Origin of the sequence: Bifidobacterium callimiconis (assembly GCF_003952005.1) — a bacterium.
Taxonomy (GTDB): Bacteria; Actinomycetota; Actinomycetes; order Actinomycetales; family Bifidobacteriaceae; genus Galliscardovia; species Galliscardovia callimiconis.
The window spans coordinates 19,903-44,905 of sequence record NZ_QXGJ01000014.1; the positions used below are offsets into that span (position 1 = coordinate 19,903).

19 protein-coding genes and 1 pseudogene are annotated in these 25,003 nt (G+C 64.4%); 3 read left to right on the top strand and 17 right to left on the bottom strand.

All coding sequences use genetic code 11. The features are described 5' to 3' along the window. The first annotated feature begins 243 nt into the window (after positions 1-243). A complete protein-coding gene (locus D2E23_RS10360) occupies positions 244-1,797 on the top strand; it encodes an APC family permease (protein WP_126030834.1) in 1,554 nt (517 codons plus the stop codon). 208 nt (positions 1,798-2,005) lie between these two features. Here the strand turns inward: D2E23_RS10360 and D2E23_RS10365 are convergent, their stop codons facing one another. From D2E23_RS10365 to D2E23_RS10425, 13 genes and pseudogenes are all read right to left on the bottom strand, one after another. Continuing rightward, the gene (locus tag D2E23_RS10365; protein WP_126030835.1) at positions 2,006-2,797 is read right to left on the bottom strand and encodes a FadR/GntR family transcriptional regulator; all 792 of its coding nucleotides are present in this window, start codon (positions 2,795-2,797) and stop codon (positions 2,006-2,008) included. 361 nt (positions 2,798-3,158) lie between these two features. After that, the gene (gene nagB / locus D2E23_RS10370; protein WP_126030836.1) at positions 3,159-3,947 is read right to left on the bottom strand and encodes a glucosamine-6-phosphate deaminase; all 789 of its coding nucleotides are present in this window, start codon (positions 3,945-3,947) and stop codon (positions 3,159-3,161) included. A 30-nt stretch (positions 3,948-3,977) separates the two neighbouring features. Further along, positions 3,978-4,934, bottom strand: coding sequence for a dihydrodipicolinate synthase family protein (locus D2E23_RS10375; protein ID WP_126030837.1), 957 nt, complete (start codon positions 4,932-4,934; stop codon positions 3,978-3,980). 82 nt (positions 4,935-5,016) lie between these two features. Further along, positions 5,017-5,877: an ABC transporter ATP-binding protein gene (locus D2E23_RS10380; RefSeq protein ID WP_126030838.1), complete on the bottom strand. Its 861-nt coding sequence runs from the start codon at positions 5,875-5,877 to the stop codon at positions 5,017-5,019. After that, positions 5,874-7,949, bottom strand: a complete 2,076-nt coding sequence (locus D2E23_RS10385; RefSeq protein WP_126030839.1) for a dipeptide/oligopeptide/nickel ABC transporter permease/ATP-binding protein — start codon at positions 7,947-7,949, stop codon at positions 5,874-5,876. The genes D2E23_RS10380 and D2E23_RS10385 overlap by 4 nt, the downstream gene beginning before the upstream one ends. 1 nt (position 7,950) lies before the next feature. After that, positions 7,951-8,907, bottom strand: coding sequence for an ABC transporter permease (locus D2E23_RS10390; RefSeq protein WP_093959920.1), 957 nt, complete (start codon positions 8,905-8,907; stop codon positions 7,951-7,953). A gap of 431 nt (positions 8,908-9,338) precedes the next feature. Then, the gene (locus D2E23_RS10395; protein ID WP_126030840.1) at positions 9,339-10,913 is read right to left on the bottom strand and encodes an ABC transporter substrate-binding protein; all 1,575 of its coding nucleotides are present in this window, start codon (positions 10,911-10,913) and stop codon (positions 9,339-9,341) included. Positions 10,914-11,353: 440 nt separating this feature from the next. Next, a complete protein-coding gene (locus tag D2E23_RS10400; RefSeq protein WP_093959918.1) occupies positions 11,354-12,028 on the bottom strand; it encodes an N-acetylmannosamine-6-phosphate 2-epimerase in 675 nt (224 codons plus the stop codon). 32 nt (positions 12,029-12,060) lie between these two features. Next, positions 12,061-13,062 carry an ROK family protein gene (locus tag D2E23_RS10405; RefSeq protein WP_241227282.1) on the bottom strand — a complete coding sequence of 334 codons (1,002 nt, stop codon included), beginning with the start codon at positions 13,060-13,062 and terminating at the stop codon, positions 12,061-12,063. Positions 13,063-13,073: 11 nt separating this feature from the next. Beyond that, a complete protein-coding gene (locus D2E23_RS10410; RefSeq protein ID WP_126030856.1) occupies positions 13,074-13,988 on the bottom strand; it encodes a DUF4862 family protein in 915 nt (304 codons plus the stop codon). Between the two features lie 449 nt (positions 13,989-14,437). After that, positions 14,438-15,382 (bottom strand): annotated as a pseudogene (gnd, locus tag D2E23_RS10415) (phosphogluconate dehydrogenase (NAD(+)-dependent, decarboxylating)); the annotation flags it as partial. Positions 15,383-15,542: 160 nt separating this feature from the next. Then, the gene (locus D2E23_RS10420) at positions 15,543-16,076 is read right to left on the bottom strand and encodes a gluconokinase (protein ID WP_126030842.1); all 534 of its coding nucleotides are present in this window, start codon (positions 16,074-16,076) and stop codon (positions 15,543-15,545) included. Between the two features lie 88 nt (positions 16,077-16,164). Beyond that, a complete protein-coding gene (locus D2E23_RS10425) occupies positions 16,165-16,413 on the bottom strand; it encodes a hypothetical protein (RefSeq protein WP_126030843.1) in 249 nt (82 codons plus the stop codon). Here D2E23_RS10425 and D2E23_RS10430 point away from each other — a divergent pair. Continuing rightward, a complete protein-coding gene (locus tag D2E23_RS10430; RefSeq protein WP_126030844.1) occupies positions 16,412-17,086 on the top strand; it encodes a FadR/GntR family transcriptional regulator in 675 nt (224 codons plus the stop codon). The two genes, D2E23_RS10425 and D2E23_RS10430, sit on opposite strands and share 2 nt — an antisense overlap. Before the next feature lie 146 nt (positions 17,087-17,232). On the opposite strand, the gene D2E23_RS10435 is transcribed toward D2E23_RS10430, so the two are convergent. From D2E23_RS10435 to D2E23_RS10450, 4 genes are all read right to left on the bottom strand, one after another. Beyond that, positions 17,233-17,727 (bottom strand): S-ribosylhomocysteine lyase, encoded by a 495-nt coding sequence (locus D2E23_RS10435; RefSeq protein WP_093959914.1) that lies wholly within the window; start codon positions 17,725-17,727, stop codon positions 17,233-17,235. 230 nt (positions 17,728-17,957) lie between these two features. Continuing rightward, complete coding sequence (locus tag D2E23_RS10440) at positions 17,958-18,560, bottom strand: GNAT family N-acetyltransferase (protein ID WP_126030845.1); 603 nt, start codon at positions 18,558-18,560, stop codon at positions 17,958-17,960. Between the two features lie 538 nt (positions 18,561-19,098). Next, positions 19,099-21,018, bottom strand: coding sequence for a DNA helicase RecQ (gene recQ / locus D2E23_RS10445; protein WP_126030846.1), 1,920 nt, complete (start codon positions 21,016-21,018; stop codon positions 19,099-19,101). 447 nt (positions 21,019-21,465) lie between these two features. Further along, entirely contained in the window at positions 21,466-22,179 is a 714-nt protein-coding gene (locus D2E23_RS10450) for a TetR/AcrR family transcriptional regulator (protein WP_164520792.1), read from the bottom strand. A 217-nt stretch (positions 22,180-22,396) separates the two neighbouring features. On the opposite strand from D2E23_RS10450, the gene D2E23_RS10455 reads away from it, so the two are divergent. Next, positions 22,397-25,003 carry a YhgE/Pip domain-containing protein gene (locus tag D2E23_RS10455; RefSeq protein ID WP_126030848.1) on the top strand — a complete coding sequence of 869 codons (2,607 nt, stop codon included), beginning with the start codon at positions 22,397-22,399 and terminating at the stop codon, positions 25,001-25,003.

A 25,003-nucleotide genomic window follows, 5' to 3' on the forward strand; every position in this document is an offset into this window, starting at 1 on the left:
CTCAGTCGGACATCCGTCCGACAGCTCCCCTCGGAGAGGGGAGCCACGGGACTTGATCACACAGGGAATTTTGAACACGCTATAAATGGACTTTGGCGTGTCGTTATGGTGAAGATCGGCGTTTTTCGTCCTATAATTTGGGATTTTTCTCTGTTTTCAGCCTTCCGAAACATAAACACTCATGTTCTCCCCGTATGATGTGAGAGTTTCGTAATTGTGAATTGTCGAATACGAGAGGGAATCATGAGCAGCAGCCTTCTGCGCAAAAAGGACGTGGCGAGCATCGTCGCCGAGTCCACCCCGTTGAAACGTACGATGAAAACCTTCGACCTGACGATGCTGGGCATCGGTGCGATCATCGGCACCGGCATCTTCGTCCTCACCGGCAAGGGCGCGCTCACCGCCGGCCCGGCGCTGGCGGTGTCGTTCCTGCTGGCCGCCATCTGCTGCGGCTTCGCCGGTCTGTGCTACGCGGAGTTCGCGTCCATGGCCCCCGTCTCCGGTTCCGCATACTCCTACGCCTATCTGGCGTTCGGCGAACTTGTGGCGTTCGTCATCGGATGGAACCTGATCCTCGAATACGCGTTGCAGGCGGCCACGGTGTCGGCCGGCTGGGCGGGCTACTTTAATAAGCTGCTCGAGGGATTCGGCCTGCATCTGCCCGTTGAGTTGACCGCCGCGTACGGCACCACGCCGGGCGTGACCACATACTTCAACCTGCCGGGCTTCGTGATCGTGCTGATCATCACGTGGGTGCTGTCGATCGGCATCAACCAGACCAAGCGCGCCAACGACATCATGGTGATGATCAAGCTCGCCATCATCGTGCTGTTCGTCATCTGCACCGTCTGGTACGTGAACCCGGCGAACTGGAAGCCGTTCTCCCCGTACGGCATCTACACATTCCAGCCCGGTTCGACGCAGCCGTACGGCATCATCCCGGCCGCGTCGATCGTGTTCTTCAGCTTCATCGGATTCGACGCCGTGTCCTCCTCCGCCGAGGAGACCGTGAATCCGAACAAGACGCTGCCGCGCGGCATCCTGCTGTCGCTGGCCGTCTCCACGGTGATCTACATCATCATGACGCTGGTGATGACCGGCGTGGTGCCCTACAAGGAGTTCGCGAAGTTCATCGACGCGCCGGTGGCCGGCGTGATTCTGGCGACCGGTCTGAACTGGCTGGCCGTGATCGTGAACATCGGTGCGCTCGTGGGCATGACCACAGTGATGCTCGTGCAGCTGTACGGCCAGTCCCGCATCTGCTACGCCATGGCCCGCGACGGCCTGTTCCCCAAGCTGTTCGGAGAGGTGCACAAGAAGTATCTGACCCCGTTTAAGGGCACGTGGTTCTTCGGCATTCTCACCGCCATCGCCGGCGGCTTCATCAACATCAACATCCTGTTCGAGCTGGTGAACATCGGTACGCTGTCCGCGTTCATGATCGTGTCGGCCGGCGTGCTGTGGATGCGCAAGACCCAGCCGAACGCACACCGTGGATTCAAGGCGCCGGGCGTGCCGTTCACCCCGATCCTGTCGATCATCTTCTGTCTGGTGTTCATCGCCGGCCTGAACTGGGAGACCTGGCTGCGATTCGCCATCTGGATGGCCATCGGCCTGGCCGTGTACTTCGGCTTCAGCCGCAAGAACTCCAAGCTCGGTCAGGAGGCGCAGAAGAAGGCCCGCAAGGCCATCAATGAGGCCGTGGCCAAGCAGCAGGGCGAGGCCGCGGCGACCGTTTCCGGCGACGCCGAGGCCAAGGCCGAGACCGTGGTCAAGGAGGCCGAGGCGAAGGAATAGTCCTAAGTCTCAAACGCAAAGGCTCCCCTCGCTGAGGGGAGCTGTCCGCGAAGCGGACTGAGGGGAGTATTGACCGGACACCGTTCGGGCGCACGCTCCCCTCAGTCAGACATTCGTCTGACAGCTCCCCTCAGAGAGGGGAGCCTTTGTATATACAGCTCTCTTATGTAGGGGAGCTTTTGTGTATGTAGCTCTTATGTATGGCTATCTAACGATCGAGTGCGTCGGCGAGGATGGCGTCGATGGGACGGTAGTGGTCGTCCACGGCCCGTCGGTAGGCATCGGCGTCACCGGCGAGCGCGGCGTTCAGCATCGCTCGATGCGCTTCGGCGCTGTCCTTGAGCTGGGCGGACACCTGCAGTCCGAGGCTGGGCAGCACTGCCATGTGCACCATCCACAGGCTGTCGGACAGCTGGGTGAGCACGATGTTGTCCGCGTAGGCGAGCAGTCGGGAGTGGAAGGCGATGTCCTCGTCAAGGAAGCTGTCGCCATGGTCGGCGCGCTCGATCATGCGGTCGGTGATCTCCATGAGTTCGGGCTGATCGGTGCCTTTCAGTGCGGCCACGATCGGTTCGGCCACTCCCTTGTCGAGCGAACGGCGGACCTGCACCACGTTGCGCAGTTCGCTGAAGTCCTGTTTGCTGGTGGCCTTGACCATGGCGCGGAAGGCCAGCGTCTCGACGAGTGGTTCCAGCGACAGGTCGCCCACGAACGTGCCTCGGCCGTGCACCACCTTGACGATGTGCAGTGCCTCGAGCTTGCGCACGGCTTCGCGTACGGAGGATCGTGACGCCTTGACGGCCTGGCACAGTTCGGTTTCGGTGGGAAGGCTGTCGCCCGGCACGAGCTTGTGATTGATGATGTACGACTTGATCGCGTCCATGGTGATGTCGCAGCGGCTGGGCTGCTGAGGGGCGTCCGTGTCGATCGGCGAACGGTCCAGGTAGGACAACGATGGTACGGCGGCCACGAAATCGCTGGCCGAAGGCGTGGATGACATCTGTGTTCCTTTCCAGAACGTGTGCGGTCACATCAGCGTCGTCATGAACAGATGGTTCACAATTCGACTACGTAATTGGAGTCGTGCCCCTCCAAACTGCACCGGGACATCGTCAACGACAACCACAGGTGTTCATTTCATAACACAGCGTTCACATCGAACCGCTTTAACGCCCGAAAGCGGAACCATGCGACGTTGGATGGTGGGCTTCGACGGGGGCGCTCGGCAATGGGGGCGGAAAACGACGTGGATGACAGCATGGACGACGGAGGCGGGCCGGGAAAATCCAGTCCGCCTCCGGTATGCGGTCGAGGGGAGTCACACGGCTATGGCAGGCTTCGCGTGACCACTCCCCGACCGGTCAGATGCCCTGCCAGGCGGGCTTGTTCTCGTAGACCCAGCGGTAGTAGTCGGCAAGCTTGAGCTTGCTGGCCGCGGCCTCGTCCACGATGAACGTGGCGTGCGGGTGCAGCTGCAGCGCGGACGCCGGGCACATGGCGGAGACGCCGCCCTCCACGCTGGCGGCCACGGCGTCGGCCTTGTTCTCGCCGAACGCGAGCAGCACCAGATGACGGGCCTTCATGATCGTGCCGATGCCCTGCGTGATGCAGTGCGTGGGCACCTGGTTCATGTCGCCGTCGAAGAAGCGGGCGTTGTCGACGCGCGTCTGCTGGGTGAGCGTCTTGATGCGCGTGCCGGACGCCAGCGAACTGCCGGGCTCGTTGAAGCCGATGTGGCCGTCGGTGCCCACGCCGAGGATCTGCACGTCGATGCCGCCGGCCTCCTCGATGGCGCGATCGTAGTCGGCGCCGGCGGTGGCGATGGTCTCGAGCGCGCCGTTGGGCACGTGCACGTGCTTCGGGTCGAGGCCGAGCGGCTCCACCACGGTGCGCGTGATCACGCTGCGGTAGGATTCGGGGTGTTCGACCGGCAGTCCGGCGTACTCGTCGAGCGCGAATCCGCGCACGTGGGAGACGTCGAGACCGCGGTCGCGCACTTCGAGCGCCAGATGCTCGTAGGCGACCAGCGGCGTGGATCCGGTGGCCAGACCGAGCACGGCGAACGGCTTGCGTTCGATGAGATCGGCCACGGACTTGGCGTACAGCGCGCCGGCTTCATCCTGGTTCTTGACGATGATGACTTCCGCCATGGGTGTTCCTTTCGCGGGTTCTTTCGAGGATCAGTGGGTGGAGTTGGTGACTTCCTCGGGGGTGCGCACGGGTTCGAGTCCGCATTCGCGCAGCACGGCGGCCACGGCTTCCACGTTCTCGCCCTGCAGCGCCTGCACCGGGTTGGGCATCTGGTTGGTGTCGAACACGCCGAGCAGTGCCATGGCGGTCTTGAACGCGCCCACGCCGGCACCGAATCCGGAGACGCCGGACGTGACGGTGACGATGCGCATGAGCGCGGCGAGCTTGTCCTGTTCGGCGCGCACGGTGGCCCAGTCGCCGGCCTCGCAGGCCTGCCACATGCGCACGTATCCGGTGCATTCCACGTTGCCCAGGCCCGGCACGCTGCCGTCGGCGCCGGCCATGTACGCGCCGTCGACCACGACCTCCTGTCCGGTGAGCAGGGTGAGCGGGTGGCCGGCCTTGTTGTTGTCATCCACGAGGAAGCGGAAGGCCACGTCGTCGTTCGACGAGTCCTTCACACCGGCGAGCACGCCGTCGAGGCCGAGGCGCACGAGCAGGTCGCCGGGCAGCTTGACGTGTACGCACACGGGGATGTCGTAGGCGAACAGCGGCAGGTCCACGGCCTCGTGGATCAGACGGAAGTGGTTCTCGATCTCCGGCAGGCCGCCGAGCGCGTAGAACGGCGCGGTGGCGACGATGGCGTCGGCGCCCAGTTCCTTGGCGACCTTGGCGTGTTCGATCACGCGGTCGGTCTCGGTGTCGATGCAGCCGACGAGCACGGGCACGCGTCCGGCCACGAACTCGATGGCGGCTTCGATGATCTCGCGACGGCGTTCGTCGGTGCTGAACGCGACCTCGCCGGAGGAACCGAGGAAGAACAGACCGTTGACGCCGGCGTCGATCAGTCGGTCGATCGAACGCTTGAAGCTGGCACGGTCGAGTTCGCGCTCGGCGGTGAGCGGGGTGACGACGGGCGGGATGACGCCGCGGAATGTGGTGGTCATGATGGTTGGTTTCCTTTTGGTGTGTATTTGGTGGAAAGGTGGATGGGAATGGTGTGGATGGGAATGGCGGAGCCCGATCGGCTCAGATGCACTCGTCCGGAGTGGGGTGCAGCAGCGACGGCGCGGCACCGAGCAGCATCTGCGTGTACGGATCCTGCGGGTTGGTGAGCACGTCGTGCGCCTCGCCGTGTTCGACGATGGTGCCGTGGTTCATCACCACGATCTCGTCGGACACGTATCGCACGGTCTGGATGTCGTGGCTGATGAACACCATCGATAGTCCGAGCGACTTCTTGAGGTCGCTCAGCAGGTTGAGGATCTGCGCGCGCACCGACACGTCGAGTGCGGAGGTGGGCTCGTCGGCGATGATCGCGTCCGGGTTGAGCGACAGGGCGCGGGCGATGGCCACGCGCTGGCGCTGGCCGCCGGAGAGCTGTCCGGGCAGGGCGTTGAGCGCGGACTTGGGCAGGCCCACCATGTCGATCAGCTCGTAGGCGCGCTTGCGGCGGGCCGCATCGTCGCCGAGGCTGTGCACGATCAGCGGGTCCATGAGCTGGTCCTGCACGCTCATGCGGGCGTTGAGCGCGGTGGCCGGGTCCTGGAAGACCACGGAGACCACACGGCCGATGTCCATGCGCTCCTTGGCGGTGCGTCGGGTGACGTCCTGGCCCTTGAAGAACACCTTGCCGCCGGTCACGCTCTGCAGTCCGCACATCACGTTCGCGGTGGTGGACTTGCCGCAGCCGGACTCGCCCACGATGCCGATCGTGCGGCCGGGCATGAGCCTGAGGTTCACCTTGTTGACGGCGGTAATCTTCTTGGGGTGGAAGAGCGAGCCGGCACGGGTGGTGAACACGACCTCGATGTCCTTGAGCTCGATGATGGGCGTGGCCTTGTCACCGGCATGCCTGCCGTCGATGCGCTTGCTGTTCGTCTCGCTCATCGCTGTGCTCCTTTCAGCGCCTCGGCCGCCTCACGGGCCGCCACTTCGGGGGTTGGCGCGAACCAGTCGTAGGTGAAGTCGGGTGCCGGCTCCGGCTCGGGATCGTCGGGCTGGCATGCCACGTAGTGCTGGGTGCCGGGCACGACCTTCATCACGGGCTTCTCGTTGAGACCGTGGTCGGGGCGCGAGGAGCGCGGTGCGAAGCGGTTGCCCTTGGGGAAGTCGGCGGGGCTCGGCACGGTGCCGGGCACCTGGTGGAGGCGTCCCTGTCCGGCCTCGATGGAGGTGACGGATCCGAGCAGGCCGCGCGTGTACTCGTGGCGGGGGTCGGTGAGGATCTCCTTGATGGAGGCCTGCTCGACCACCTGGCCGGCGTACATCACGGTGACGGAGTGGGCCACCTTGGCCACGAGCGCCAGGTCGTGCGAGACGAAGATCATGGCGAAGCCGAGCTTCTCACGCAGCTCGTTGAGCAGGTCGATCACCTGCTTCTGCACGGTCACGTCGAGTGCGGTGGTGGGCTCGTCGGCGATGATGAGCTTCGGGTCGCGGGTCAGGGCCATGGCGATGAGCACGCGCTGGCGCTGGCCGCCGGAAAGCTCGTGCGGGTAGGATTCCAGCGTGCGCTTGGGGTCCAGACCCACGAGTTCGAGCAGTTCCTCGGCGCTGCGGGTGCCGCCGCGGGAGGTGAGCTGCTTCATCTGCGCCTTGATGAGCATGGACGGGTTGAGGCTGGAGAGCGCGTCCTGGTAGACCATGGCGATCTCGTGGCCGCGCAGGGCGTTGTGCTCCTTGGGGTCCATGCCCACGAGGTTCTTGCCGTCGAACAGGATCTCGCCGCTGATCTGGGCCTTGGGGTCCAGCAGTCCCATGATGGCCAGCGAGGTGATGGACTTGCCGCAGCCGGACTCGCCGACCAGGCCCATGGTCTCGCCGGGGCGTACGGAGAACGACAGGTGGTCCACCACGTTCACGTCGCCGTGGCGCGGGAACTTGATGCACAGGTCCTTGACCTCGATGACGGGCTTCTCCTGCGAGAGCGGGATGAAGCGGTCCTTGCGCTTAAGCTCGGCCTCGCGCAGCTGGGCGAGTCGCAGCTCCAGGCTGTCGTGCTGGGCCTTGTAGGCGGCCACCGGGTCGATGAGCAGCTGGTCTTCCTTGCGCTTGAGCTCGGCCTCGTCGGCGGTCTGCCTGATCGGCGCGGTCGGGGCGGCCACCATAGCGTCGGTGATGCCTTCGGACAGGATGTTGAGGCACAGCACGGTGATCATGATCGCCAGGCCGGGGAACATGGCCTGCCACCAGTAGCCGTACAGCACGCCGGCCTTGGCGGACGACAGGATGTTGCCCCACGTGGGCGTGGGCTCGGGGATGCCGGCGTTGATGAAGCTCAGCGAGGCCTCGAACACGATCGCGTCGGCCACCGACAGCGTGGTGAACACCATGACGGGGGCGGCGATGTTGCGCGTCACGTGCTTGAACAGGATCCACGGGGCGCGTGCACCGGAGACGATCACGGCGCGCACGTAGTCCTTGCCGTATTCGCTGATGATGTTCGCTCGCACGATTCGTGCGATCTGCGGCACGTAGAGCACGCCGATGGAGATGATGATGCCGATCATGGACTGGCCGAGGATCGACACGAACACGGCGGCCAGGGCGATCGTCGGCACGGACATGACCACGTCGATCAGTCGCATGATGATCTCGGAGATCCACGTGCGCGAGACAGCGGCGATCGCGCCGATGATCGCGCCCACGACGAGGGCGAACGCGATCGACGTCAGGCCGATGACCAGCGAGTAGCGGGCGCCGTAGATCACGCGGGAGAACACGTCACGGCCGAGGTTGTCGGTGCCGAACCAGTGGTCGCCGCTCGGCGAATCGTAGCTCATGGTGATCTCGGTGGGATCGTGCGGGGTGACGACGGGCGCGAGGATGGCGGCCAGGGCCAGCACGGCGATCACGATCACGGAGATGCGGGTGCCGATGGTCATGCTCGACCAGCGGCGCACCTTCACCTTGGTTCCGGGTTTGCTGAATTCCTTGGTTGCGTTGTTGCTTCCGAACATGTCACACCGTCCTGATTCGCGGGTTGATGAGCACGTACAGCAGGTCGACGATCACGTTGACCACCATGAACGCGAGCGCCACGACGAGCACCACGCCCTGTACCAGCATCGGCTGGTTGTTGTTGATGCCGTCGAACATGGCCGTGCCCATGCCGGGCAGGGAGAAGATGACCTCGATGACGATGGCGCCGCCCATGAGGTAGCCGATCTTCATGCCGAGCACGGTGACCGGGGTGATCAGCGCGTTGCGGAACACGTTGCGGGCCACGACCACGCGCTTGGGCACGCCGGCGCCGATGGCGGTGCGCACGTAGTCCTTGTCGAGCTCCTCGACCATGGACGTGCGGATGATGCGGGTCAGCGAGCCGGCGACGGGCAGGCCGAGCGCGAAGCTGGGCATGGCCATGCGGGCGAGGTAGCCGGTCGGATCCTGCGTGAACGCGGGCAGTTCGCCGGCGCCGGGCAGCCAGGACAGCTGGATCTGCAACAGGTAGATGAGCAGCACGCCGAGCCAGAACGACGGGGTGGCGATGGCGATGATGGACACGACGCGGATGGCCTGGTCGACCCAGGTGTCGCGGTAGAGGGCGGCGAGCACGCCGAAGATCACAGCGAGGACCACGGCGATGAGCAGGCCGATGAACGTCAGCTGCAGCGTGATCGGGAACGCGTCGGCGATGCGCGCGCCCACGGAGTCCTTGTTGACGCCGTACACGCCGAGGTCGCCGTGCAGCAGGCCGCCGAGGTAGGAGAAGAACTGCTCCCACCAGGGGCGGTCGAAGCCCATTTCGTGACGGTAGGCGGCGAGCGCCTCGGGGGTGGCGTTTTCGCCGAGCGCGGCGACGGCGGGATCGTACTGCGAGAACGACATGAGGAAGTAGACGAGCAGCGTCACTCCGAATGCCATGAACGGCAGGGCGATCAGTCGTCTGCCGAGAAGTCGTAAGAGGTTATTCACGTCTGTGTCTCCCAACGAATGGTGAACATGAATGGGTCGGCCGGGCGTTCCGGCCGGGCTTGGATGTCCGGCGGCGGTCATGCGAGGGTCGTTCCGGTGTGTGTTTTCCGGAAAACGGCATGGCTGTCGCCGGGTCCGTTGCGAAAGGAAAGAAAATGGATGATCCGTGTCGGAAGGCTCCCGTGCCTTCGCTGTCGGATCGGCTGCGTCGGCCGTTCGTCGCCTTCTTTCGACGTGTGGCCGATGCGGCTGGGTGATCGTCGATCGACGTCATGGGCGGTCGGCGATCGGATGATCATGCGATCATCGGGGTGATCGTCTGATCGGGTTGATCGGATGGGTTTTAGACTCGGATGGGGCCCGGCCCGCGGATCGGGTCGCCTGTGTGGATGTGGAATCGTTCGCGATCCGTTCCACGGGCCGGACGTCTGCTACTTGCTGAGCTTGGCCTCCACCAGGTTGATGCCGGTGGATCCGATGGGCTGGAACTTCTCGAACACGCCCTTCTTGACCGCGGTGGTTGTCTTGCGGTGGAACAGCGGGTAGAGCGGCACCTGCTCGCTGAGCAGGTCGAAGCACTGGTTCCAGTACTCCTGGCGTTCCTTCTCGCTGGTGGCGGAGATGGCCTTGTCCATCAGCTCGTGGAGCTGGTTGTAGCCGTCGGAGTCCTTCCAGAAGGTGCGGGTCTTGGTCCAGGCGTTGTCGCCGTACCACCAGTTCATGAGCAGGTCGGGGTCGTTGCCGAACACGGACGGGTCGCCGGGGGCGAGGACCATCGAGTAGTCGGCGTCGGCCTTGTCGGTCACGTTCGGGTAGAGGGCGGAGGAGGCCATGGACTGGATGTCCACGTTCATGCCGATCTCGGCCAGATCGTTCTTGATCTGCGGGGCCAGCTGGGTGATCCAGGACTGGTCGGTGGTGTACAGGGTGAAGTTGAGCTCACCGCTCACGCCGGCTTCCTTGAGCAGCTTCTTGGCCTTGTTCAGGTCCTTCTTGTAGACGGTGCTGGCCTTGTGGTAGTTGGGGAAGTTCTCCGGCAGGAAGCTGGTGGCGGCGGTGGCCTGGCCGTTCATCTGGTTGTCGATGAGCTTCTGCGTGTCGATGGCGTAGAACACGGCCTGACGGACCTCGGCCTTGTCGAACGGGGCCTTCTTGGTGTTGAACATCAGGAACGGCTGGTTGAAGCCCTGCACGGTCTCGAGCTTGGATCCGGAGGATTCGAGGGTCTTGAACGCGTTGGCGGGCACCATTTCCATGATGTCGGTCTTGCCGGCCTGCATGGCGGTGACGCGGGAGGTGTCGTCCACGGCCACGTTCCACACCATGTGCTTGGTCTGGGCCGGGTGGTCGCCGTTGTACGTGTCGTTCTTGTCGAACTTGACCTGCTGGTCGGTGATCTCGGTGTACCTCCACGGGCCGGAGCCGACGGGCTGGGCCTTGAGGTCGGCGTCGCTCATGGAGGTCGGCACGATCTGGATGAGGGCCAGACGCTGCTTGAACATCGGGAAGGCCTGCTTGAGTGTGAAGGTCACCTGGTTGTCGCCCTTGGCCTCGACGTTCTGGATGAAGTCCAGCATGGAGACGTAGAGGCTGCCTTCGGCGGTGGTGCGCTTCCAGGAGCTCACCACGTCCTCGGGGGTGACGGCGGTGCCGTCGGAGAACTTGGCGCCGTCGCGCAGGGTGACCACGTATTCGGTGTCGGACACCTGCTCCGGCTCGCCCTTGGCCAGGGCGTTGTAGACGGAGAAGTCCGAGTAGTTGAGCGCGTAGAGCGGCTCGGTCACGTGCCAGTTGCCGGCCATGGCGAGGGCGCTGGACGTGGTGGACGGGGCGAAGTCGCGGCTGGCGTACGCCACCTGGGCGGTGATGGTGTCGGCCACGGAGGTGCCGGTGGCCGCGGTCTTGGCGGAGTCTCCGCCTCCGCCACATGCGCCGAGACTGAGCGTCATGGCGCCGGCGACGACCAGGGCGGTTGCCTTGATCAGTCGGTTTTTGAAGAACGACATCGTAGTTCTCTCCTTTGATTTCCTACTTCCTTGAAAGTGCGAGACGCTTCGGTGTGCCTCGAACTTGGGTTTAATCATAAGACGTCTGATGTCTTATCGCAATTTGGGAGTGTCGTAAGACGTCTGATGTCTCGACGGTGAGATGGGTGGCCGCCTGTGCGGGAAGTGGTTGGGGTGTGGACTCTCCTCTTGGGGTGTGAGCCCTCCCTCAGTCGGGCTGCGCCCGACAGCTCCCTCCCTCGGAGGGAGCACAAAGAAGAAAGCGCGTGCCCCTGCTGTGGGAAGCACGCGCATATCCTTCATGCTCCCTCCTGGGGAGGGAGCTGGCCGCCCGCAGGGCGGACTGAGGGAGGGCCCACCCCGCTACCGACTGCACGACGAACGAAGAAGACCATCACACGATTGGGCCGAGGACCCACCCACCCCGCTACCGGCAGCGCTTAGCCGTTCAGCCGCGCCTTGAACCAGCGGGTGATGCTGGTCGGATGCGTGATCGCCGTACCGACGACCGCCGCCCACGCGCCGCGCTCCATCACCGCGGCCAGCTGGTCGGGCGTGTGGATGCGCCCCTCGCACAGCACCGGCACGTCGGGGAACGCGGCGATCATCTGCTCCAGCAGTTCGAAGTCCGGCCCGTCGGTCTTCTCGCGCTCGCCGGTGTAGCCGGACAGCGTGGTGGAGATGATGTCGGTGCCGGCGTCCACGGCCTGCTGCGCGTCGGCGAAGCTGCCGCAGTCGGCCATCACGGTCACGCCGTCCCGGTGCAATGCCTCCACGGTCTGCGCGTAGGTCAGTCCGTCTGGACGCGGCCTGCGCGTGGCATCGATGGCCACGATGTCGGCGCCGGCGGCGGCGCAGCAGCGGGCGTGACGCAGCGTGGGCGTGATGTACACGCCTTCGTCGCCCTCCTTCCAGATGCCGATGACCGGCACCTTCACCTGCCCCTTGATCGCGGCGATGTCGGCCAGCCCCTGGCAACGGATGGCGACCGCGCCGCCGATCTCCGCAGCCATGGCCATCTGCGCCATCGTCTCGGGGTGACGCAGCGGCTCGCCGGGATACGCCTGGCAGCTGACGACCAGTCCGCCCTTGATCTGTTCGATGATCGGATTCATATGATGCTCCTTTGCATATGCATGATTGTTGGTTATTGGGCGGTGACGAAGCCCACGGCCGCGCCGATCAGCGGCGCATTGCCGCCGAGCTGTCCGCGCAGCAGCGGCGTGGTGCGCACGCGGGGCAGCGCGCCGTCGGCGAATCCCTCGCGCAGCGCCTTCCACCACACCTCGCCGGCGTTGACCACCGACCCAGACAGCACGATCACGGCCGGGTCGATGAGGCTGCCCATGCCGGCCAGGCATTCGCCGAGGGCCCGCGCGCTCATCGACAGGATCTCGGTCGCGTACGCCTCCCCCGCCGCCGCGCGTCGGGAGATTTCGGCGGCGTTCGTGGCCGGGGGCACGTCGTCGGGCCGTCGCGACTCGAACAGGTCGGCGATGCCGGTGCCGGACGCCACGGGTTCGATGTGCCCGCAGGTCGTGCCGCACGAGCAGCGCATGCCCGCGCCCAGACCGTGCGGCATATGGCCCACGTGCCCGGCCACGCCGTGCGCGCCGGTGATCAGCCGCCCGTGATCCACGTAGGCGCCGCCGATGCCCGTGCCCACGCCCACCGACAGCATGGTCGGATATTCGCGTCCGGCGCCGTACGTCGCCTCGCCGAGTCCATGCGCGCCGACGTCGCCGACCATGTGCACAGGCAATCCCGTAGCCTCACCCACCGCGGCGGCGATGTGCTGGCCGGCCCATCCGGGCATCAGATCGGTGGCGGAGAGGATCACGCCGGTCCCGGAGTCGACCACGCCGGCCGAGCCGATGCCCACACCGGCGATGTCGACCCCGGCTTCAACGCACTGTTCCAAGCGTCGGGCGGCAAATTCCACCAGTCGTTCACGCACGTCGTCGCCGCCACGATCAGCGAGCGTGGGAATCTCCGTCACGTCCTCGACCAGAGGCGTCGCAAGCGAGTCGGCGGGCGGCAGCGACACCACGCCGGACGCGATCTTGGTGCCGCCGATGTCGAAGGCCAGATATCGTCGGTCACAGGCCGGCACATCAAGGCCAGCGCGATCGTCATGCATGCTTGTCATGGCTCCCCCGCTCATCGCGCCATCACGGCGTGGTGGATGCGCTCCAGATAGCCCACCCGCTCGCTGAGGCTGCTGTCGGCCGGCACGCACACCTTGGCGCCGACGTATTCCAGCGATTCGCAGCCCATCGCCACACCCATGCATGCACGCATGCGCTCGGCGTCCATCAGCGACGTGGGCTCGTCGGGGTTCATGGGCAGGTGGCCGTCGATCCACTCGTATCCGTACTGCGTGGCCTCGGGGCCGGCGCCGGAGAACATGAGTCCGGTGAGCACGCCGGCCTGGGCCGCCGCGGCAACGTGTTCGAGCGGCAGTCCGGCGTCGCGCCCCTCCACGCAGCTGCGTCCCCAGTTCACGGTGAGGCCCACGCCGGTCTGGCGGCAGATGTCGATTTCGGATTCGATCGGCAGGAAGCCCTTCTCCGGCTTCTGACCGTCGATAAAGCGATCGCAGTGTTCGATCACCAGTCGCGTGCCGAACCAGTCGCGGCCCGTCAGTTCGTCGAGGGAGCGGCGCATGGCGTCGGCGTCGGCCCGACCAGTGGGTGCGGAGTGGAGTTCGACGAAGGCCACGTCGTTGGCGCCGCGACGGTCGGCCATGACGGATATGGCGTCGCGGATGTTGTCGAAGAAGTCGAGCGCAGCCTGGCGTCCGTCGTCGTCGGGGCTGGCGAGGCCGAAGTTCGGATTGCGGCCGATGGTTTGCATGGTGCCGGGGATGGCGGTGATCACGTTGCGGCACCAGAGGGTGGGCAGCGCGTCGGCGAGCCAGTCTCGGTCGGCGGGGTCGGCGATGTTGCCGGGGTATGGGATCTCGGTGGCGTCGATCCACGGCTGGTCGCCGAGCAGATCGTAGTATGTTCTCTGATCGTCCCGGTTCTGCGGAAGCGACGCGTATGCGCCGACCACGAAGGTGGGCTGGATCATCATTCCTCCTTGGTTCACCGTTGCGTGATTCATCGTTGAATCCTCGTAGCGTCTGGCATTCGTCGGAGCGTGCACGCACGGTCCGTCATTGACCAACCCAGTCTATCATGACATCAGACGTCTGATCTATTTCGACGGCGGTCACGTTTCGCGCGATATCCTCATCGAAACGCGCTCGTCCGTCGCCTCGCCCATCGGGTACGTTTCTCTTCTCATCCCCAACAGAACGTAACCGAACACATCACTACGAGTACGTTCCGTCACGCAAAACAAACAGAACGTAATCGGAGACGCCGTTACGAGTACGTTTCGTCGCACAACGCAAACGGAACGTAACCGTGGAGCCCGTTACGAGTACGTTCCGTTTCGGACGCGCGGCGCAACGCAAACGGCCCGCACCTTGTGGGTACGGGCCAAAGAAAGGAAAGAGGAAAAGAGACGCGATTGCGTCACCAGGTGGCGATCTCGTCGACCTTGGTGACGTGGCCGCCGAACTGGGCGCGCATGGCGGTGACCACGCGCAGGATGTCGTCGGCGCCGCCGCGCGAGGTCTGACGCTGCCACAGCGCCGCCGCGGTGGCCGGGGTGGGCACACCGAGCTCGAGCGCCGCCTCGATCATCCAGCGAGCCTCGCCGGACTCGTTCGCCACGGCCGGCACGTCCTGCAGTTCGGGATCATGCTCGGTGGCGTTGTCGAACAGGTCGAGCAGCCAGGAGGCCACCACGGAGCCCTCTCGCCACGAGTCCATGGTCCTGGCCGGGTCGTCGATGTACTCGCTCTTCATCATGGTGGCGAAGCCCTCGCCGAACGCCTGCATCATGCCGTATTCAATGCCGTTGTGCACCATCTTGGCGAAGTGGCCGCCACCCACCGGTCCGGCGAGAACCAGGCCGTGCTCGCCTTCCGGCTTGAGCGCCTCAAGCAGCGGACGCACGTATTCGAAGGTCTCGCGCTCGCCGCCGAGCATGAGCGCGTAACCGCGTTCGGCGCCCCACACGCCGCCGGAGACGCCGCAGTCGAGGAAGCGGATGCCCTTTTCGGCGAGCGAGGCCGCATGTTCGCGATCCTCGGTGTACTTGGAGTTGCCGCCGTCGATCACCACATCGCCCGGTTCGAGCAGGGCCTTGAGATTGTCGATGGTGGATTCGGTGGGCTTGCCGGCCGGAACCATGACCCATACGACGCGTGGCGCGTCAAGCGCGGCGACCAGCGCTTCGAGACTGTCGACGTCGCGTGCGGAATCGGGATTCATATCGAAGCCGACGACCTCGTGACCGCCGCCGCGAAGACGCTTGACCATGTTGCCGCCCATGCGGCCGAGTCCGATCATTCCGATCTGCATGATGTTCTTCTTTCCGATGGTTGTTCTTGACTGTGATTGTTCTATTCCTGACCACGGTTGTTCCTGACCGCGGTTACTGCCGGATTCTCATTGAAAGCTTTGTTGACGGCCCGAGCAGCCGTCACCGACGACGACAGCGACGACATGACGACACGACGTAGGCCATAGTGTGATCACACCAACGGGCCGCCAACACCATAGTGCGATCACACTAGCGAGCCATCAGCGCGCGCTCCTCCTTGGCGGCGTGCGCCCTCACCGCGGCGACGGCCCGCTCGATCATCTCCTCCATATCCCCCTCGACGGAGATCGCGATGCCGGGCTCGTCCGGCTGCAGCGGTTCGAGTGCGGCGAACTGGCTGGGCAGCAGCGCCGGCGGCATGAAGTGCCCCTTGCGCGCGGCGATGCGCTCGCCGATCAGCGATTCGCTGCCGGCCATGTGCACAAAGAACACGGGGACACCCTCGCGCAGCACGTCACGGTAGGACCGCTTGAGCGCCGAACAGGAGACGACGGTGGACTCGCCCTTCGCGTCATGGTCGCGCATCCACTCGTTGATCAGACGCAGCCACGGCCAGCGGTCCTCGTCGGTCAGCGGGATGCCCGCCGCCATCTTGTCGACGTTGGACTGCGGATGAAGATCGTCGCCCTCGGCCATCACGTAGCCGAGTCGGTCTCGGATGGCCTCGGCCACGGTGGATTTGCCGCATCCGGCGACTCCCATGACCACCACATGCACGTTCATTGTCTGCTCCTTTGCCTGATCGATGCGCCGTTGTTAATGATTACTATAGTCGTATTAAATAATCTTTGTCAATTCAAAAAGAGTACTTTTAAAGAAAAATTGTGATCAACACGATGGAATCGCATTCCATACGCGGAATTGGTAGTCTTTTTCCTATGACAGATACGTCGAAATCACCGGCAGCATCGCCGTCACCGATCACGCCGGCATCACGAACGACGTCGGCATCAACGTCAGTGCCAACGACGACATCGTCGACAACAGCACCAACACCAGCGTCACGACCCTCATCACGAGGATCATCGACCGGCTCCGCAGCCGCCGACGGCAAGCTCATGCATCTGCCCATCGCCGACCAGCTGGCCCTCGACATCCTCGACGGACACTGGCCTGTGGACGGCAACATCACGCTGGAGGATATTCAGAACCGGTTCGGCGTATCCCGCACGGTGGCGCGCGACGCCGCACGCTATCTCGAGGCGACCCACGCGGTGACGATCCGCCGACGCGTGGGACTCGTGGCGCAAAGCCCCGCCACATGGGCCGCGCTCAACCCGCAGGTCATCCAGTGGAAGCTGCACTCCAGTCAGCGCAAGCAGGAACTCATGTCGCTCACCGAACTGCGCCTCGCCATCGAACCGGCGGCCGCGGCCGGCGCCGCCACCCGCGCATCGCTCGACGTTCGCGCCAAAATGCCGGTACTCGCCATGGAAATGCGCAAACACGGCGAGGCCGGCGATCTCGAACCGTTCCACGAACTCGACATCGAGTTCCACTCCACCCTGCTGCGCAACAGCGGCAACGAACTGTTCGCCTCGCTCGCACCGATCGTGGCGACCATCCTGCGCGGGCGCGTGGAGATCAACATGTATCCGAGCAGACCGTCACCGAGTGCACTGGCCGCGCACGACGAGGTGGCCGACGCCGTGTGGAAGGGCGACGCCGAACGCGCCCGCAAGGGCATGCACGACATCGTCGACGAAGTCAGCACCGTCATCGCCGCACGGTAGGCAGGCCGGTCGGCGCCGCGGCAGGCGGTCGCACAATGAAAAATCCGTGATTCACAGCGCTTTTCGGAAGTTTTCCGTAATGGAAGACTTCCGTTTGACGCTGCGAATCACGGATTTCGCCTATTTCCGAACGACGATTCCTGCGCTCAGACGATCTTGCGCTCGAACGGGTCGGAGCTGATGCCCTTGGCCAGGATGTCCTTGCACCATTCCTTGGCCGTGAACAGGCTGTGGTCGCGGTAGTTGCCGCAGCTTTCGATCGTGGTGGCCGGCACGTCGTCCCACGTGGCCTTGTAGGCGATGAACTCGAGCGACTCCTTGAGCGCCTTCGCCACGTCCTCGGTGGAGTGCTCGCCCCACGTGAGCAGATGGAAGCCGGTGCGGCAGCCGAACGGCGAGCAGTCGATGTAGCCCGGGATGCGTTCGCGCAGCAGCACGGCGATGGTGTGCTCGATGGTGTGCAGACCGCCGGTCGGAATGGCGTTCTCGTTCGGTTGCACCAGACGCAGGTCGTAGTTGGAGATCACATCGCCGTGGGGGCCGGTCTCCGTGTCGATGTAGCGCACGTACGGCGCCTTGACCTTGGTGTGATCCAACTGGAAGCTTTCGACGACCGGCTTCTCGGACTTCTCGTCTGCCATGATGACTCCTTTTTATTCGATTTCCGTTAGTCCCGTTGGGCGGAATATACGAAACCCATCCCCTACTGTGGTCCGCCGCGGCCGCCAAGTCAACCACCTCGTCATGCATGTCGGTTATCGACGGCTATAGTCGCCCGCGACCGACCGGATCGCAACCGCCGGGACCGCTCGTGGCACCGTCGGCCTGAACTGGACAATCAGCCTGTTCAGACCGCGGACAGACCGGACAGTCAACGATCGTGACGCTGGTAGGCGAGACGTTCGGCGTCGCCCTCGCGGTTCACGAGTTCGATCACTCCGCAGCGGGTGAATCCGCTGGACTCCAGCACGTGCTGCATGGCGTGATTGTTGCGGTGCGTGTCCATGCGCACGTTGCCGTAGCGCGCGACGGCCCAGTCCAGACAGCCGCGGCCGGCGTGCGGACCGAGACCGGAGGCGGCCACGCGATGCACGGCCATATAGTCGTCGTCATCCAGCCATGCGCCGTCGATCGTCGCATACGATGGGTCCGGTCCGGGGCACAGCACGAACACGGCGAGCACGCGTTCGGCACCGCCCGCCGAGTCGACAGCTGCCGCATCAGCACCGCCGACCGCATCAGATGTGCTGGCGGACGCCCCGTCGCCACACTCTCCCGCGTGATCAATCAGCAAACGAGCGCGTCCCTCCTCGATATCGTTGCGAACCGTGGAATCGAGCGGGAACCGGTCGGCCCACTGCGTGGGATTGCCGTTCGCCGCCATGAGCTCGCGGGCGCGCGCATACATCGCGCGGATCGTATCGAAATCATCCATCGTCGCTACACGCACACTGCGTTCGTCATTTCCGGCCATATAGCCTCCTTCATCCCGACTCATATCGAATAGCCTATCCCCTTCGTTCTCCCTCCCGGGGAGGGAGATGTCGGGGCGCATGCCGCGACAGAGGGAGGGAACACGAGCGGAAAGCCCGCAAGCCCTCCCTCAGACCGGCTACGCCAGCCAGCTCCCTCCCAAGGAGGGAGCACGACGATATCGGGGTTCTCCCTCCCGGGGAGGGAGATGTCGTGGCACATGCCGCGACAGAGGGAGGGATGAGAAACATAAAGTCACTTTGAACCCCAACGCCATGTAAGCCCTCCCTCAGTCACGCTACGCGTGACAGCTCCCTCCCACGGAGGGAGCACGAAGATATGGAGTGTTCTCCCTCCTCGGGAGGGAGATGTCGGGGCGAACGCCACGACAGAGGGAGGGGAATAAGCAACAAGGCCACTTGAAACTCACAGCCCGCAAGCCCTCCCTCAGACCGGCTACGCCGGCCAGCTCCCTCCCAAGGAGGGAGCACGAAGATATCGGGAGTCCCCCGGGAAGGAGCACGAGGATACGGGTGACCTCACTCCCCCGCTTCGAAATCGCGGATCACGGCGAGGAAGCGCTCGCCGTACTGGTCGAGCTTCTTCTGGCCGACGCCGTTGACCTCGAGGAAGTCGTCATCAGTGTGTGGACGGCGCACGCACATGTCGCGCAGCGTCTTGTCGCCGAACACGATGTACGGCGGCACGCCTGCCGCCCGCGCGATCTCCGTGCGCAGCTCACGTAGCCGCACGAACAGGTCGGCGTCGTCACCGTCGAGTTCGGCGGGCACCGAACCGCGCGAACGCCTCGAGCCCGCGGCGCCCGAACCACTTCCGGATCCGCCGTACGTTGCACCACCATCACCGCCGTCTGCGCCATCATCGGCAGCCGGCCGGCTCACCTGCTTGATCGTCATGGTGAAGTCCGGCGCCACGGTCTCGGCCGCACGCGGTCCAAAGACCACCACCGCATACTTGCCCTCCGCCACGGCCAGGTAGCCGTCGGATGTCATCTGCGAGATCACATCACGGACGCGCGCGGCGGGCACGTCACGCAGCATGCCGTAGGTCGGCACGGAATCAAGATGCCGCCAGTCGTGCATCTCCTGGGCGTCGGATCCGCGCAGCACCTGTACGATTTTGCCGGCGCCGAGACGCTGATTCACGTCGTGCACGCATCGGCTCACGGCACGCGCGATGTCGGTCACGTCGATCGTCTCGAACTCGCCGTCGCAGTTGGAGCAGCCGGAGCACTTCACCGTACCGGTCTCGCCGAAGTACGACGTGATGTACTGGTGCAGACAGCTGGTGGTGCGGCAGTAGCCGATCATGCCGTCGAGCAGCACGCGGTGGCGGTTACGCACGGCCTGCGCCTCCTCGTCGGTGAGACGTTCGTTGCCGTTCTCCATTTCGATAAACCGGCGTCGGGTGGCGATGTCGCCGTCGCTCCACAGCAGCGTGCAGCGCGATGCCAATCCGTCTCGTCCAGCGCGCCCGGCCTCCTGATAGTAGGCCTCGATGCTGTCGGGCATGTTGTGGTGGATCACGTAGCGCACGTTGGATTTGTCGATGCCCATGCCGAACGCGTTGGTGGCCACCACCACGGGCGCCTCGTCGTTGACGAACGCGCGCTGGGCGGCGTGGCGATCCTCGGGCGGCATGCCGGCGTGGTAGCAGACGGCCTTGGCGCCGTGCGCGCGCAAATCGGCGGCGAGCGATTCGGTCTCCTTGCGGGTGGCGCAGTAGATGATGCCGGATTCGTCGGGGCGGGCGGTCACGTAGCGTTCGATCCACTGGCGTTTGACGGTGGGCACGGCCTTAATCACGTCGAAGTACAGGTTGGTGCGGTCGAATCCGGTGACGCTGATCTGCGGGTCGTGGAGGCCCACGAGGTTCACGATGTCGCGGCGCACGCGTTCGGTGGCGGTGGCGGTGAACGCGGCGACGACAGGCCGGTCGGGCAGTCGGTTCAGGAAGTCGCCGATGCCGAGATAGGCGGGGCGGAAGTCCTGACCCCATTGGGATACGCAGTGCGCCTCGTCGATGGCGACGAGCGCGATGTCGAGCGAGGACGCGAATTCGACGAACCGTTGGGTGTCGAGTCGTTCGGGGGCCACGTACATGACCTTGCAGCGGCCGGATCGGGCTTCGGCGAGCGCGAGCGACTGTTCCTCGGGGGTCTGCGTGGAGTTGACGCAGACGGCGTGGATGCCGTTGCCTTCGAGGCCGGCGACCTGGTCGGCCATGAGCGAGACGAGTGGGGAGATGACGATGGTGACGCCGTGCATGAGGACGGCGGGGATCTGATAGCAGATGGATTTGCCGGCGCCGGTGGGCATGACGCCGAGCGCATCACGGCCCTGCAGGATCGCGTCGATCAGCGGCTCCTGACCGGGGCGGAACCCGTCGTAGCCGAAGTATTGCCTGAGCGCGGCCCGCGCATCGTTCATGTCTGCCATGATTCCGACCATAGCACCGACACTCCTTCGTTCTCCCTCCTGGGGAGGGAGATGTCGGGGCGCATGCCGCGACAGAGGGAGGGATGAGAAGCACGAAGCCGCTTTGAACCACAACGCCATGTAAGCCCTCCCTCAGTCGACCTGCGGCCGACAGCTCCCTCCCTCGGAGGGAGCACGAAGATCAACCGGGTTCTCCCTCCTTGGGAGGGAGATGTCGGGGCGGACGCCACGACAGAGGGAGGGAACACAAGCAGAAAGACCAATTGAAACTCACAGCCCACAAGCCCTCCCTCAGTCACGCTACGCGTGACAGCTCCCTCCCTCGGAGGGAGCACGAAGATGCGTGGGGCACGAAATGAACGCCATATCCGCGTATTGGCGTCGGGAAAATCGCAGAACTGCAATATAGCGGAATCGGAGCCGCGGAATTGCAACGCCCCTGAAAGGCTACTTTGCAGTTCTGCGATTTTTTCCAGCGGTCTCGCCCTCCTCCGGCCCTTTCTGGGCGAGGGAAAGGTTCCGGCGCAGGGATTCGGGGCCGGCGGCTCGGGTGGTGGAGGCGAGGATGGCCGCCACGAACTCGATCGGCTCCCTGCGCCCGCCGGCGAACCAGTTGCGCACCACGTTCATGATGCCGCCCATGATGTAGTCGAACTGGTAGTCGCGAATCATCTCGGCACGCCTGAGCTCCGCGTCCCCAAGCCTCTCCCCCGTGCTCTCCACGGCCTGCGAGACCGGATCGACCACCCGATTGCACACGTCGCGGATGTCGTCGGCGAGCCGGTTGAACAGCACCTCCCCCGCAGATGACACCATCACGGAGAACACCTGCTCGTGCTCGTCCACATAGGTGAGGATGTCGGTGGCGAGCGGTAGGAAGTCGCCGGCGATGATCTGATCGGCGTGGGTCTCGATGCGCGATCGGCAGGAGACCGTCACCTCGTCCATGACGGTGTCGAGCAGGGCGCGCACGTTGCCGTAGTGCGAGTAGAAGGTCACGCGGTTCACGTCGGCACGTTCGGTGAGCTCGGTCACGGTGATGCGATCGACGGGCTTGCTCTTCATGAGCTCGAGCAGCGCCTCGGTGAGCCGGGTGCGGGTGCGGCGCACCCGACGGTCCTCGGTCGCGCCATTCTCCGACGAACGACGATGTTCCGTCATACTTGTTCTCGCTTTCCTCTGATCGACGACATCACGTCTTCTCAACGACATCGTGCTACCATACACGCTTGTTCATTAAACTACAGTTGTAGTATAACGTATATCTGTAGTAAAACTAACATGTGTTGACAATATCGTCGATCAGCGATCAGCGCATCGTTGACCGACGGCACCACCGACACCACCGATCCATTTCCGAGAACGGCATGAGGACGGCATGAAGAAAGCATTCCAAGTACTGGTCAGAGACATCAGGCGCATCATCGCCATTCCCATGGCGGTGGTCACCGTGGCCGGCCTGTGCGTGATCCCCGCACTGTATTCGTGGTTCAACGTGGCCGCGTTCTGGAATCCGTACGACAACACCGGCAACCTGCGCGTGGCCGTGGTGAACGAGGACCGCGGCGCAACCAGTGACGCCACCGGCCGCATTGACATCGGCGACCAGGTGGAGACGTCGCTCAAAAGCAATCACCAGCTCGGCTGGACGTTCATGAATCGAGGGCAGGCACTCGACGAGGTGCACAGCGGCACGAGCTACGCGGCCATCATCATCCCCAAGGACTTCTCCGCCGACCTGCTCACCATCACCAGCGGCGACTTCACACAGCCGAAGCTCGAGTATTACGTCAACGAGAAGATCAACGCCACCGCTCCCCGGGTCACCGACGCCGGCGCCACCACGCTCGAACAGCAGATCAATAGCCAGTTCATATCCACGGTGAGCCGCGTGGCCGTCTCCACGCTGTCGAACGCCGCCGACCAGGTGGACGTACACGCCAGCGAAGCCCATCAGAAGGCCTCCGACGGCATCGACAAAGCCAGCACCGGCGTGGACGACGCACAAAAGCAGATCACCGAACTCATCGACTCGGTGAATCAGGGCAGCGCCAAGGTGCAGCAGGCCAAGACCGGCCTTGCCACCATCGACGCCAAGGCCACCAACGCGCGAACCACGCTCAACGACGGCATCGCCTCGCTCTCCGACGCGCAGAACGGACTGACCACACTCAACACCGGACTCGCCGCCGCCTCCGCCAACGCGTCGCAGTCGCTCTCCCAGGGCTCCCAGACCGCGAACACCTTCATCGGCCAGGCCAGCGGCACCATGCTCGGCGCCCAGCAACGCCTCGATTCCGCGGTCGACACCGCGCAGACCGCCGTCGACACGAACCGCCAGGTCATCGAAACCCTCAAATCCTCCGAATTCGCACAGACCGACGCAGGCAAACAGCTCATCGGCGAACTCGAACAGCGCAACAAGGACAGTCAGAGCGCACTCGACGCCATCGGCACCGCCAGCACCAACGCCGGCAACAGTGCCACCGCCATCGCCAACGCGTCGAACAGCGTCAACACCGCCACGCAGAACACGCTCACCTCGCTGCAGAACACGCAGAATGCCATCAACGGCAATGCCTCCACCGGGCTCAACAGCGCGATCGGATCGTTCTCCGCCAGCACCACCACGCTCTCCGGGGCGCTCGCCGGCGTGAGTCCCGCCATCGACGAGGCCACCGTGGCACTCGACCAGCTGCAGACCACGCTCGACAAGACCGCGAAGGCGCTGACCGCCACCCGCGACGCGCTCGACGGCACCAAGGATTCGCTGACGACCATCGGCACCGATCTCAACGCGGTCTCCGCCGCCGACGCGACCGGCCGGATCAAGAGCATGTTCGGCGCCTCGGACGAGGATGTGGCGAAGTTCGTCGCCTCTCCCACCACGCTGACGACGAAGACCATCTATCCGCTCAACTCCTACGGTTCCGCCGTGGCGCCGATGTTCACCAACCTGTCCCTGTGGATCGGCGCGTTCTCGCTCGCCATGCTCTTCCATCTGGAGGTGGACGACGAGGGCATCCGCGGGCTGAAGGCGAACCAGAAGTACATGGGCCGCTGGATGCTGCTGGGGCTGATCGCCTGCCTGCAGGCCGTCGTGACCACGGTCGGCAATCTCGTCATCGGCGTCCAGACGGTGAAACCGCTCGCCTACGTCGGTACGTCGATGCTCATCGCATTGGTGTACAGCGCGATCATCTACGCACTGTGCGTGTCGCTCGCCCATGTGGGCCGCGGCCTGTGCGTGGTGCTCACCGTGCTGCAGGTGCCCGGATCGTCCGGCATGTATCCGATCGAGATGATGCCGCGTGAATTCCAGCGCATCTACCCGTGGCTGCCGATCACGTACGGCAACAACGCGATCCGCGAGACCATCGGCGGATTCTACGACCACCAGTACTGGAGTAATCTCGGCGTGCTGGCGCTGTTCGCGGCCGTCGCGTTCCTCATCGGCATGGCCGTACGCCCGTACCTGAACAACCCCAACACGCTGCTCGCCCGCCAGCTCAAGGAGACCGACCTGCTGAACGGCGACAAGCCCATCGCCGTACGCAACCGCTACTCGCTCAACCAGGTGATGCGCGCGCTGAGCGATTCGACGGAGTTCCGCACCGGCATCCTACGCAAAGCCGCACGATTCGAACGCGCATACCCCCGCCTCAAGCTCGGCGCGCTAATCGCCGGCGTGGTGTTGCCCGTCTGCCTGACCGTCTTCTCGTTGTCCACGAACGAGAAGATCGCCATCCTGCTGGCGTGGATCATCTGGATCGTACTGATCATCGGCTTCCTGATGGCCATCGAATTCATCAACGACAGCATCCAGCGACAGAAGGCGCTCGGCGACATGGACGACGACGCGCTGCGCAACATCTACCGCGAACAGCGCCTGCACAAGAAGCCGCTCGGCCTTCCCGACCTCGGCGCGTTCAGCGCGCATACCGGCGCACATGCCGGTGCACATACCGCCACCAAGGAGAACTGA

What these genes read in the sequence shown, in the direction of transcription:
- D2E23_RS10430 (WP_126030844.1), top strand. Translation starts at nt 16,412, where the DNA reads ATGCATCTGCCCATCGCCGACCAGCTGGCCCTCGACATCCTCGACGGA.
- D2E23_RS10395 (WP_126030840.1), bottom strand. Translation starts at nt 10,913, where the DNA reads ATGTCGTTCTTCAAAAACCGACTGATCAAGGCAACCGCCCTGGTCGTC.
- D2E23_RS10420 (WP_126030842.1), bottom strand. Translation starts at nt 16,076, where the DNA reads ATGAACGTGCATGTGGTGGTCATGGGAGTCGCCGGATGCGGCAAATCC.
- D2E23_RS10435 (WP_093959914.1), bottom strand. Translation starts at nt 17,727, where the DNA reads ATGGCAGACGAGAAGTCCGAGAAGCCGGTCGTCGAAAGCTTCCAGTTG.
- D2E23_RS10450 (WP_164520792.1), bottom strand. Translation starts at nt 22,179, where the DNA reads ATGACGGAACATCGTCGTTCGTCGGAGAATGGCGCGACCGAGGACCGT.
- D2E23_RS10360 (WP_126030834.1), top strand. Translation starts at nt 244, where the DNA reads ATGAGCAGCAGCCTTCTGCGCAAAAAGGACGTGGCGAGCATCGTCGCC.
- D2E23_RS10400 (WP_093959918.1), bottom strand. Translation starts at nt 12,028, where the DNA reads ATGAATCCGATCATCGAACAGATCAAGGGCGGACTGGTCGTCAGCTGC.
- recQ (WP_126030846.1), bottom strand. Translation starts at nt 21,018, where the DNA reads ATGGCAGACATGAACGATGCGCGGGCCGCGCTCAGGCAATACTTCGGC.
- D2E23_RS10380 (WP_126030838.1), bottom strand. Translation starts at nt 5,877, where the DNA reads ATGAGCGAGACGAACAGCAAGCGCATCGACGGCAGGCATGCCGGTGAC.
- nagB (WP_126030836.1), bottom strand. Translation starts at nt 3,947, where the DNA reads ATGGCGGAAGTCATCATCGTCAAGAACCAGGATGAAGCCGGCGCGCTG.
- D2E23_RS10410 (WP_126030856.1), bottom strand. Translation starts at nt 13,988, where the DNA reads ATGATCCAGCCCACCTTCGTGGTCGGCGCATACGCGTCGCTTCCGCAG.
- D2E23_RS10455 (WP_126030848.1), top strand. Translation starts at nt 22,397, where the DNA reads ATGAAGAAAGCATTCCAAGTACTGGTCAGAGACATCAGGCGCATCATC.
- D2E23_RS10425 (WP_126030843.1), bottom strand. Translation starts at nt 16,413, where the DNA reads ATGAGCTTGCCGTCGGCGGCTGCGGAGCCGGTCGATGATCCTCGTGAT.
- D2E23_RS10405 (WP_241227282.1), bottom strand. Translation starts at nt 13,062, where the DNA reads ATGACAAGCATGCATGACGATCGCGCTGGCCTTGATGTGCCGGCCTGT.
- D2E23_RS10385 (WP_126030839.1), bottom strand. Translation starts at nt 7,949, where the DNA reads ATGTTCGGAAGCAACAACGCAACCAAGGAATTCAGCAAACCCGGAACC.
- D2E23_RS10365 (WP_126030835.1), bottom strand. Translation starts at nt 2,797, where the DNA reads ATGTCATCCACGCCTTCGGCCAGCGATTTCGTGGCCGCCGTACCATCG.
- D2E23_RS10375 (WP_126030837.1), bottom strand. Translation starts at nt 4,934, where the DNA reads ATGACCACCACATTCCGCGGCGTCATCCCGCCCGTCGTCACCCCGCTC.
- D2E23_RS10440 (WP_126030845.1), bottom strand. Translation starts at nt 18,560, where the DNA reads ATGGCCGGAAATGACGAACGCAGTGTGCGTGTAGCGACGATGGATGAT.